Below are 9,286 nucleotides of genomic sequence, written 5' to 3'. Positions count from 1 at the left end.
GTGGTGGCTGTTTGTTCTTCGACTGCTGAGGAGATGGACATTTGGTAGTCGTTGATGGATGCGATGATGTCGGAGATTTCGGTGATTGCTGTGACGGCGTCTTGTGTTTGGAGTTGGTTTTTTTCGATTTGGCGGGTGATGTCTTCTGCTGCGCGTGCTGATTCTTGGGCGAGGTCTTTGACTTCGGAGGCGACGACGGCGAAGCCTTTTCCTGCTTCTCCTGCTCGTGCTGCTTCGATGGTTGCGTTCAGGGCGAGGAGGTTGGTTTGTTCGGCGATGGAGGTGATGAGGTTGACTACTGCACCAATTTCACGCGCACCGTTGCCCAGGTCAGTAATGGTTTCGGCGGCTTTCCCAGAAACTCCTACCGCTTTGGTGGCGACACCTGCAGCGTTGGACGCGTTTTCGGCAATTTCGCGGATCGCGTTGCTCATTTGTTCAGCTCCTGCGGCCACGGTTTGGATGTTGCTGGTGACTTCATCTGTTGCGGCAGCCACCACGCTGGCTTGGGCTGAGGTTTCTTCGGCTCCTGCGGCAACTTGGGTGGACCCGGCGGAGAGTTCCTCGGATGCGGCGGCTAGTGTTTCTGCTGATTCGGTGACTTCAAATAATGTTTCGCGCAGGCTTGTCATGGCGTGACCGAGGGAGGTCACCATCTGGCCAATTTCGTTGGTGGTTGTGGCGACGGGGATTTCTGTGAGGTTCCCGTGGCTGAGTTCATCCAGCACGCTACCGACTCGTTGGATTGACCGCCGCAGTTGGCGGATGATAACCAACGCGATGCTTACCCCGATGACGAGCCCCACAATGAGTGTGCTGATCAGTATCACGTTGGTTTGCATGGCGAGATCGTCGCCTTCGTCATCGAGCGTATCAGCGCTGTTGACGCGGTTTTCTATCCCGGTGGAAAACAGTTCATCAGTTGCCACTGCGATGGGTTCTAACGTGTTTTGAAGGTAAGCGCGGGTGGTTGCGTCATCCCCGGCCACAACGAGTTGTGCCCACTCACCGCGAACAGCAGCATGAAACGCTGCTATACCTTCTTCAATACCAGCCAAGGTGGCAGGATTGGCGACAAAGGGACGGTACTCATCAATAATTGCTTCTGTTTCGCGTTCACGTTCGTCGAGTGCTGCGATCCGTGCGGAAATGTCTTCGCCTTCAAATGCGATGAGTGCTGCAGCTTGTATTTGACTACTTTCGAATTGACTTTGCATTGTCGCCAATAGTGCCAAGGGCTTAACCTGTTGGTCATTCATTTCGGTTTGCCCTAGCGACAACGTGTTCGCTGAGGTAATGGCCAGTATTCCCATAATGAACGCAACCACACCAAGGATGACTGCGGGGGTAGCGATTTGTACGGTTAGTGGTGCGTTGCTCATGGAAAAGCGCCGGGGGCGTTGACCTGGGGTGGTAGACATGAACTCTCCTGTGGTGTGCTGCCACTGTGTGGCTTGGGTGCTACGTTGTCTGCGCGATGTTGCGAGAGTTATGTACCCCGCTTACTTGCACTGTCGGCCAGCTCACACCGTGGTGAAGGTTCGCAGGGGGTGAAACCGCTCCCACTGACCACTGGTAGGTTCGACCAAGTAACAGTGGGGGAGAACGTGAAGAAGGGAAAAAGGTCCCGGGAATACGCTCTTTGCGGCTCCGTGCGCGGTTGCAGACACGGTGAACCTGTCGAGGATAGGGGCATGGACCTTCACTCTGTTCGTTCAGGTTCTTGGTGGCGTGCTCAGGCACAGCAGCATGTGCCAGATTCGGAGGTGAAAGCCCACGCGGCCCCCATGCTACCTGGCGCATCGGAGGTGGGAGATGAGCCCTGCGACGTGGTGATTATTGACGCAGATGCCTCAGGTTTGGTTGAGGATGAAATGGCGGCAGCATCTGCAGTTGGGCTCGATGCGTACCTTATGCACAGTGCTGATGTCCGTTTGTGTTTCGCCGGGGTGTGGCCCCTTGACGGGCAGTGGCGGATCGACCCCATGGGGGCGCTGAGAGCTCTTGCTGATCCTTCCCATGAACTGGGTGTGCGGATCGTGGAGGGGTGCCGGGTTGTTCGCTCGCCTTGAGGTTCAACGCTCATACGCGGCGATATCACCGGTGATCAGGTGGAATGGGCTTCAGCAGTGGATTCTTGGTCATCTCATGAGGTGAAAAGTGTGGGCAGCACTGCAAGACTGACCGCTCACGTGACACATGATCTGGTGAAGGACAGGCTTGCAGCGCTACGGAGCTTGGATGAGACACCGCCGCTGGAAGGCGATGGGCGAGTGGGGCGCAGGGGGCTCCACTCCGTTGCTGAGTCCACGGTTGATGGGTGCACGCGCGCAGTGTCTGCGGCGTGCACTCACCTTGGTGGCATTGTGCAGTGGAATGACGCGGAGAAGACGTGGGATTGCCCGCTGCATGGGTCGCGGTTTGCTGCTGATGGCACCCGTCTTGAGGGGCCAGCAGTTGACGATTTGTCAGAGCGTTGATTCGCGGACGTTGAGTGTTGTGGGCACGGTGATGACGCGGTTGTCATTGTTTGGCACGGCAATGAGGTCTAACACTGCTGTTGCGATGTGTTCTTTGTGTGGGTTGACTGAGGTGAGCCGTGGGACGGTGTAGTTGCAGTCAGCGATGTCATCAAACCCGATGACTTGGACGTCGTGGGGTACGCGCAACCCGGCGTCTGCTAGTGCCCGCAACGCACCCATGGCAACAACGTCGGTGACAGCAAATATTGCGTCAAAGGTGTGCCCGTCGGCGATGAGTTGTGTGGTGGCGGTGTAGCCGCTTTCCGCACCAACTCCACCAAGTTCAATGATGAGTTCCTCAATGAGTGGTTGCCCCAGTGTGGTGTGTGCGGTGCGGTAACCCTGGGTGCGTCGCCGGGTCATGTCGTTGCGGTCTGGTGAGTGAGATCCGCCGAGCATGACGATGTGTTGCGCGCCGCGGGTAAGGAGGTGTTTCACTGCCTCGAACGCCCCAGTTTCGTTGTCCATGAGGACTTGAGGGTGGGCTCCGGGCATCGATTTTTCTCCCAGAAGTACCAACGGAATGGTGAAACCAAGGGATTCGAGGTCTGGTGGGTCCACACCCAGTACCGACATGATCACAGCGTCGTAGCGTCGTAGTTGCGCGAATTGGGCGGCTGCGAGTTCCTGTTCCCGTGATCCACCGCTTCGTTGGATGACAAGGTGGCGCCCTTGCTGTTCCAGTTGGTTTGCGAGGTGGGTGGCGAGCTCCCCGAAGTACGGGCGGTGCAGTTCGGGGATAACAAATCCCACGGCGTCGGTACGCCCGGACCGTAGTTGCCGGGCTGTGGGGTTCGCGTGGTAGCCCAGGTTTTTTGCGGCGTCTTTAATGCGTTGCGCTGTTGTTGCAGAGACTCGCGGTTTACCGTTGAGCACCCCTGACACTGCAGCTTTTGACACGCCTGCTGCTGCGGCAACATCAGCGAGGGTGACTGTGGTGCGGGGTGGGGGTTTCACATCAGCCACCTTATCTCGGTCACTGCTGGTGTTTGTTCCTGTGTGGTGGCGCGGATTTCTACCTGGAGTTCTGGTTGGTTGGTGTGGAAACCCCAGGCGGTGAGGGGCACTGTTGCGTGGTGGGCACCGTGGTGTGGTGTGTGGTGCGCCGGGTCAACGGCAATGCCGTTGACTGATATGTGCACGATGCCCGCCTCAATGTGGTCAAGGAACGTCACCTGGAGGGCACCGGCTTTTTCGCCCGATCCCTCACCTGGGTTGGTCAGGTCGGATTCCGTGTGGCGGTTACGTAGTACGTACCCAAAGTGGTCGGTGGTTACCCGCCACGATGTACCAGCCGTGGTACCAGCGGAAGTGGACGCACCAAAAAACTGATGATCAACCTCTGGTTGTTGTTCCCCCGCAGCGACAACGTCACGGGTCGCCGCAGCGTCCGCCTGCTCACGGGCATCACGCTCAGCCAGGGCACGGCGAACCTTTTCCCGGTCAGATTCATCCAGTGCCGTGGGGAAATACATGGTGTACCGGTCCTCATGGAGGGTCGCGAAACGCTCCAACTCCACCCCCTCATCACGTAACTGTTCGATCATGCGTTCAGGGGTGTCTAGCACAAGGACAGGAACGTCAGCCAACGGCAGTAACTCACCAGCGGCAACATGACCCATCCGCGAATCATCAGCGTGCTCACCACGACGCCCAGCACTACGTGCCACATCATCACATGCCCGGGCAGCAAGCACCCACGGACCACGAGTAAATGACACCCACTGAGCCCCACGCGGCGCGAACCTGGCACGCACACCCTGCGGCAACACAACATCAAGCCGATCACCCACCTGCCATACCCGGCGCACAGTGACGTAACCGGAATGCTCAACCCGGCCAAGCACGGCAACATCATTGACACGGACCGTGACCTGCCCAACCACCCACCACGGGCATCGGACATGTATGGCCCACTCCCCAGCATCAGCGGCCACGGAGTCAACACCCACCGTGATACCAGCATCGTCCAGCGTCCACGGCTGACGAAGCGTCACCCCACGCTCACCCCACCGCACCTGCGAAGCCGCCCCCACATGCACAAACACACCATCACCCGCGTGGGTGTACAGCAACTGCCCATTCTTGACGAGGTTTTCCATCCCCGTACCCACACAGCACCAAAAACACTCATCCACCTGCGAATACACGCGATAATGACGCGGACGCGCCGGCGTGAAATACACAAAACCGCCCTCTGGGTGCACCGAAGACACCACATGATTCAGCAGAGCCGCCTCCGCAAAATCCATCAACTCCCGAGGTGCTTCCCCCAACTCAAGCAACGCAGCAGTCAACCGCAACATATTGTGCGTATTACACGTCTCCGGCCCCTGCTCAGAGAAAAACGGAGCATACGGGTCAGCGGGCAAATGCTCACGCACAGAATTACCACCACACGACAACGTGTGATCCCGCACCACAATGTCCCACAACCTACGGGCCGCAACCCGATACTCATCCCCACCACCAGCCAACGCAGTCCGCGCATACCCCAACGCCTTCGCGATCTGAGTATTCCCATGCAACCCCACCAACGGGTCCTCACCACGAAGCAACGGATCAAACAACCGACGATCCGTAAAACGACGAGCCATATCCAGATACCGGCCATCACCACTGAGCACCGACAAATCCGCGAACGCAGCATTCATCGCACCAAACTCGGTCACCAACATCGCCTCAAACCGAGAATCATCCATGCGCTGCGCAATCGCCAACCACCAATTCGCCAACCCCAGGACAACCTCACGCGCAACCGGCACATCGGCCACCCACCCAGCATCAATCAACCCGGCAAAAACCTTGTGCAGGTTGTACCACGGCACCCACGCACCATTAAGCCCAAACGAATCCGGATCCACCTCACCGCGACCAATACGCTCCCACAGTTCGCGCCCCTGCGGAATGCCACCCACGTAACCACTACCCACCGCCGCCTGACACTGCTTAAGCCCTGCAACAAGAACCCCCAAGCGCTCGCGGGCTTGTGTGGCCAGAGGGGTGGGGGTTATGGCCGCGTATGCCAAGGCGGACAGTACGTGGCCCAGGGTGTGGCCGTCGAGGCCGGAGTTTTCCCAGTTTCCGTAACTGTCGGCTTCTGCGGGTAGCCCAGCTTCCCGGCGGTATGGCGCTAAGAGGCGGTGGGGGTCCAGGGCGAGGGCGTAGGTGAGGGCTGTTTCTTGGGTGGTGCGTAGTGGGCCGTCTAGCAACGTGACGGCGTCAGGGGTGAACATCCTCATCGATGCCTCCAGCAAGTGAGTAATAAAAATTGGGTCTGGACAAGACGATTGTAAATCGATTTACTTGGTGTGTGAAGACCCAAGCAAAGGAGCTGTCATGACCACCTACGTCATCAACCTCGACCTTCCCGGTGCAGTCCAATCGCGCCACCTCTACGGCCACTTCGCAGAACACCTTGGCCGCTGCATCTACGGCGGGTTCTGGGTGGGAGAAGACTCAGACATTCCCAACGAACGTGGCATCCGCAGTGACGTCGTTGACGCGCTACGGGCCCTGAACATCCCCAACCTGCGTTGGCCAGGGGGGTGCTTTGCCGATGAATACCACTGGAAAGACGGAATCGGCCCGCGCGAACACCGCCCCCGCATGGTCAACACCCACTGGGGCAACGTCGAAGAAAACAACCACTTCGGCACGCACGAGTTCATGGACCTCGTCGAACTGCTCGGCACCGAGGCGTACGTCAACGGGAACGTGGGGTCCGGCACTGTTCGCGAAATGAGCGAATGGGTGGAATACCTGACCCGTGACGGTGACTCACCGATGGTCCGCTTGCGCAAAGAAAACGGCCGCGAAGAGCCGTGGAAAGTACCTTACTGGGGTATCGGAAACGAAGCCTGGGGCTGCGGCGGTAACATGACCGCACAAGCCTACGGTGACCTCGCCCGCCAATACGCCACGTTCCTGCGCGACCACGGAGACAACAAGCTCTACCGCATCGCCGCTGGAGCCAACGTGGACGACTTCGGGTGGACTGAAACACTCATGAAATCCGTGGGCTGTGTTGGCTGCAACTCAGCTGGTGTTGCCAGCCCATACCAAGCCATCTCACTGCACTACTACACGATGTCTGCGGAGTGGGAAAACAAAGGCAAAGCCACCGTCTTCACTGAAGACGAGTACTACGCAACAATGGCCAACGCCTGGCACATCGACACCCTACTCAAGCGTCACACCACCATCATGGACCACTACGACCCATGCAAAACTATTGGGCTGGTTCTGGACGAGTGGGGCACCTGGTGGCAGGTTGAAGAAGGAACCAACCCTGGTTTCCTCTACCAACAAAACACGATGCGTGACGCACTTGTCGCCTCAGTGCACTTTGACATCTTCGGTAAGTACGCAGACCGGCTCTTCATGGCGAACATTGCCCAAACCGTTAACGTGCTCCAAGCGATGATCCTCACCGACCCAGACACCGGGGCCCTCGTTCTCACCCCGACCTACCACGTGTTCGAAATGAACACCGCCCACCATGACGCACACGTGCTCGATGTCGTTGCCAAAGACGCGCCAGAGCCACGGAAAATCGGCGACAAAAAGCTTCCAGCGCTGTCTGCCTCAGCGTCAACAAAAGACAACAGCGCACTGATTTCGCTGTCGAACCTGGACCTCAGCGAAGCGCGCACCGTCACGCTTGACCTGCGAGGACGCGCTTTTGCGGACATTGGCGCGCGAATTTTGACAGCGGGCGACGTGCGGGACCACAACACCCCCGATGCGCCGGATGCGGTAGCCCCGAAAGCCTGGGATGGGGTGCGCCGCGTCGCTGGTGGGCTCGAGGTTGACCTGCCTGCGCACTCCTACGTGACGGTGTCCCTAGGGCTCGAATAATCCGTTACCTGATCAGCCGGTCGAATTGTTTAGTGCGTAAAATAAACTCGATCTGACGGTGTGTCAACCCCCCTAAAGTAACTTGCTTGCCAAGTTTGTTTAGGGGGAAAGTAATGGTGTGCTTCCAACGCCGCGGTGGAATACTCGCGCACAGTCACCGCAGCGTTGGATGCGTAACGCAGAGAAGAACGGTCGGAAGCATCACTCCGCATAACAACAGGAGAGCAGCAGATGTCGGTCATCACAGAAGCGTCACCACGCCCCATGAACCCCATTCAGCCCGTTGAAGACGTCGCGTGGACACTGGCCATGCTGACAAACCACGGCCCCACCTTCGGAAACACCCACACCGAACTGATTGAGTCCTTGATCCCCGGCTACCAGTGGCTTGACGGCAAGGCGGCCCGCAAAGCGCGCATGGCTTACCAGAGTGATCTTCTCGCCACCGATTCACGCGCCGGGAGCATCGACATCAGCGACGACCAAACTTTCCTGTGCTCACTGAGCACCCTGGGCCTCGTCCACCTCATCGCTTGGGCTGGCTAAACCAACCACAGTTTAATCGGTGCCAATGCCTCACTGTGCTGTCGGTAAATGTGGCTCTTCGGTCAGCAGGTTCTGATGGGCCTGACGAAATAGTAAGGCCACCGCAGCGACACGGTGAGCGACCGCATCATCCACTGCTCCATCCGGGCTCGCGCTGGCGCTGAGGTAGGAAAAGTCCTCCATGGCGTCAGCAAGCTCTTGAGTAAGGAGCATCGAAGCTTCAGCCATGATCCGAGCATTCAACGCAGATGCTCCAGGCAAGTGGCACATACTCTGCCCTAGTTGGCTCGAGAGGTATTGAGCAAGCTGGAACCGCGAGGGTGCTGAGAGTTCTGGAAGCAGGCGGGTAAAAAAAGTTATAGCGTTTTCTGCGTGGTCCGTTAAAAATGTGTAATCCAAGGCCTCGCACAGTACGTCAATGGAGGCCGTAATGACCTATATTCCACCCATGTTAGGTTTTTTGACGTTAGCGGTGGCTTGTTGGGTTGCTGTGCACGGCATTCGTACAGGGTGGTTGAAGCCAAACAGTGTGATGGGGATAAGAACGCAGCATACGAGGAAGAGTGAACAAGCGTGGAAACAGGGGCACAGAGCTGCCTACCCATTTTTCATGACAGGTGGAATTGTCTCGATAACTTGTGCGGGGGCTCTAGGTGCGATGATGGCTGCCTCATTGCCTGACATGCTTCTTGATGTCGTGACATTGGCCGGTTATTTTTCTGTTCTTGTGCTCATCGTCGGCGCTGGTATGGCTGCAAATAAGCGTGCTAGGAACATATAGATCTTCGGGGTATGGGTGGGGGCGAAGACTGGATCTCAGTCTTCGCCCCCACCCGTATGCGGTGTTAGCTTGCGGCCGTTTCATGACGAGTGAAAAGGTTACTTCGCCCCCACTTATGTCCGGGATTAAACGTTGGCGGCCTCAACACCCAGTTCGCTCAGGAGCGTCAAAATACGGTCTTTGATGTCGTCGCGGATAGGGCGCACTGATTCGATGCCTTGGCCAGCTGGGTCCTCAAGTTTCCAGTCTTCGTAGCGTTTGCCGGGGAAGATTGGGCAGGCGTCCCCGCAACCCATGGTGATCACAACATCGGAGGCCTGAACGGCGTCGGTGGTGAGTACTTTGGGTTGCTCGGCGGTGATGTCGATGCCAAGTTCAGCCATCGCTTCAACGGCGATGGGGTTGATGTGTTCGGCAGGGGCTGAGCCGGCTGATCGAACCTCAACGTTGTCGCCACCGAAGTGGCGCAGGAACCCGGCGGCCATTTGGGAGCGGCCAGCGTTGTGGACGCAGACAAAGAGAGCTGAGGGTTTCGCGGACATACTTTTCCTTTCACAGGTGGTGTGCGCCGGTTGGT

At 57.8% G+C, this 9,286-nt stretch carries 10 protein-coding genes; 5 read left to right on the top strand and 5 right to left on the bottom strand.

The window, feature by feature from the left end; all coding sequences use genetic code 11:
• Positions 1-1,421: methyl-accepting chemotaxis protein (locus G538_RS16060; RefSeq protein WP_035833920.1), on the bottom strand; the 1,421-nt coding region annotated here is incomplete at its 3' end.
• A gap of 273 nt (positions 1,422-1,694) precedes the next feature.
• Here G538_RS16060 and G538_RS0109495 point away from each other — a divergent pair.
• Positions 1,695-2,072 (top strand): FAD-binding oxidoreductase/lyase, encoded by a 378-nt coding sequence (locus tag G538_RS0109495; RefSeq protein WP_029069139.1) that lies wholly within the window; start codon positions 1,695-1,697, stop codon positions 2,070-2,072.
• A 135-nt stretch (positions 2,073-2,207) separates the two neighbouring features.
• Positions 2,208-2,480 carry a Rieske 2Fe-2S domain-containing protein gene (locus G538_RS18330; RefSeq protein ID WP_425402188.1) on the top strand — a complete coding sequence of 91 codons (273 nt, stop codon included), beginning with the start codon at positions 2,208-2,210 and terminating at the stop codon, positions 2,478-2,480.
• Here G538_RS18330 and G538_RS0109485 read toward each other — a convergent pair.
• Positions 2,469-3,479, bottom strand: a complete 1,011-nt coding sequence (locus tag G538_RS0109485; protein WP_029069137.1) for a LacI family DNA-binding transcriptional regulator — start codon at positions 3,477-3,479, stop codon at positions 2,469-2,471. The genes G538_RS18330 and G538_RS0109485 overlap by 12 nt on opposite strands.
• The gene (locus tag G538_RS16055; protein ID WP_084618277.1) at positions 3,476-5,764 is read right to left on the bottom strand and encodes a beta-L-arabinofuranosidase domain-containing protein; all 2,289 of its coding nucleotides are present in this window, start codon (positions 5,762-5,764) and stop codon (positions 3,476-3,478) included. Before G538_RS16055 ends, G538_RS0109485 begins: the two co-directional genes overlap by 4 nt.
• Positions 5,765-5,861: 97 nt before the next feature.
• Here G538_RS16055 and G538_RS0109475 point away from each other — a divergent pair, with 97 nt between their 5' ends.
• Both G538_RS0109475 and G538_RS0109470 read left to right on the top strand, forming a co-directional pair.
• Positions 5,862-7,382 carry an alpha-N-arabinofuranosidase gene (locus G538_RS0109475; RefSeq protein ID WP_029069136.1) on the top strand — a complete coding sequence of 507 codons (1,521 nt, stop codon included), beginning with the start codon at positions 5,862-5,864 and terminating at the stop codon, positions 7,380-7,382.
• Between the two features lie 231 nt (positions 7,383-7,613).
• Positions 7,614-7,928, top strand: coding sequence for a hypothetical protein (locus G538_RS0109470; RefSeq protein WP_029069135.1), 315 nt, complete (start codon positions 7,614-7,616; stop codon positions 7,926-7,928).
• Between the two features lie 30 nt (positions 7,929-7,958).
• On the opposite strand, the gene G538_RS18035 is transcribed toward G538_RS0109470, so the two are convergent.
• On the bottom strand, positions 7,959-8,327 hold the full coding sequence (locus G538_RS18035; RefSeq protein ID WP_157544404.1) for a hypothetical protein: 369 nt from the start codon (positions 8,325-8,327) through the stop codon (positions 7,959-7,961).
• 31 nt (positions 8,328-8,358) lie between these two features.
• Here G538_RS18035 and G538_RS16050 point away from each other — a divergent pair, with 31 nt between their 5' ends.
• Positions 8,359-8,709 carry an SdpI family protein gene (locus G538_RS16050; protein WP_051196861.1) on the top strand — a complete coding sequence of 117 codons (351 nt, stop codon included), beginning with the start codon at positions 8,359-8,361 and terminating at the stop codon, positions 8,707-8,709.
• A 125-nt stretch (positions 8,710-8,834) separates the two neighbouring features.
• On the opposite strand, the gene G538_RS0109450 is transcribed toward G538_RS16050, so the two are convergent.
• The gene (locus G538_RS0109450; RefSeq protein WP_029069133.1) at positions 8,835-9,251 is read right to left on the bottom strand and encodes an arsenate reductase ArsC; all 417 of its coding nucleotides are present in this window, start codon (positions 9,249-9,251) and stop codon (positions 8,835-8,837) included.
• Positions 9,252-9,286: the final 35 nt, after the last annotated feature.

The sequence above is a fragment of the Jonesia quinghaiensis DSM 15701 genome (genome assembly GCF_000423205.1).
Taxonomy (GTDB): Bacteria; Actinomycetota; Actinomycetes; order Actinomycetales; family Cellulomonadaceae; genus Jonesia; species Jonesia quinghaiensis.
The sequence above is the reverse complement of the archived record's forward strand: the minus strand, read 5'-3'. Positions and strand labels throughout refer to the sequence as shown.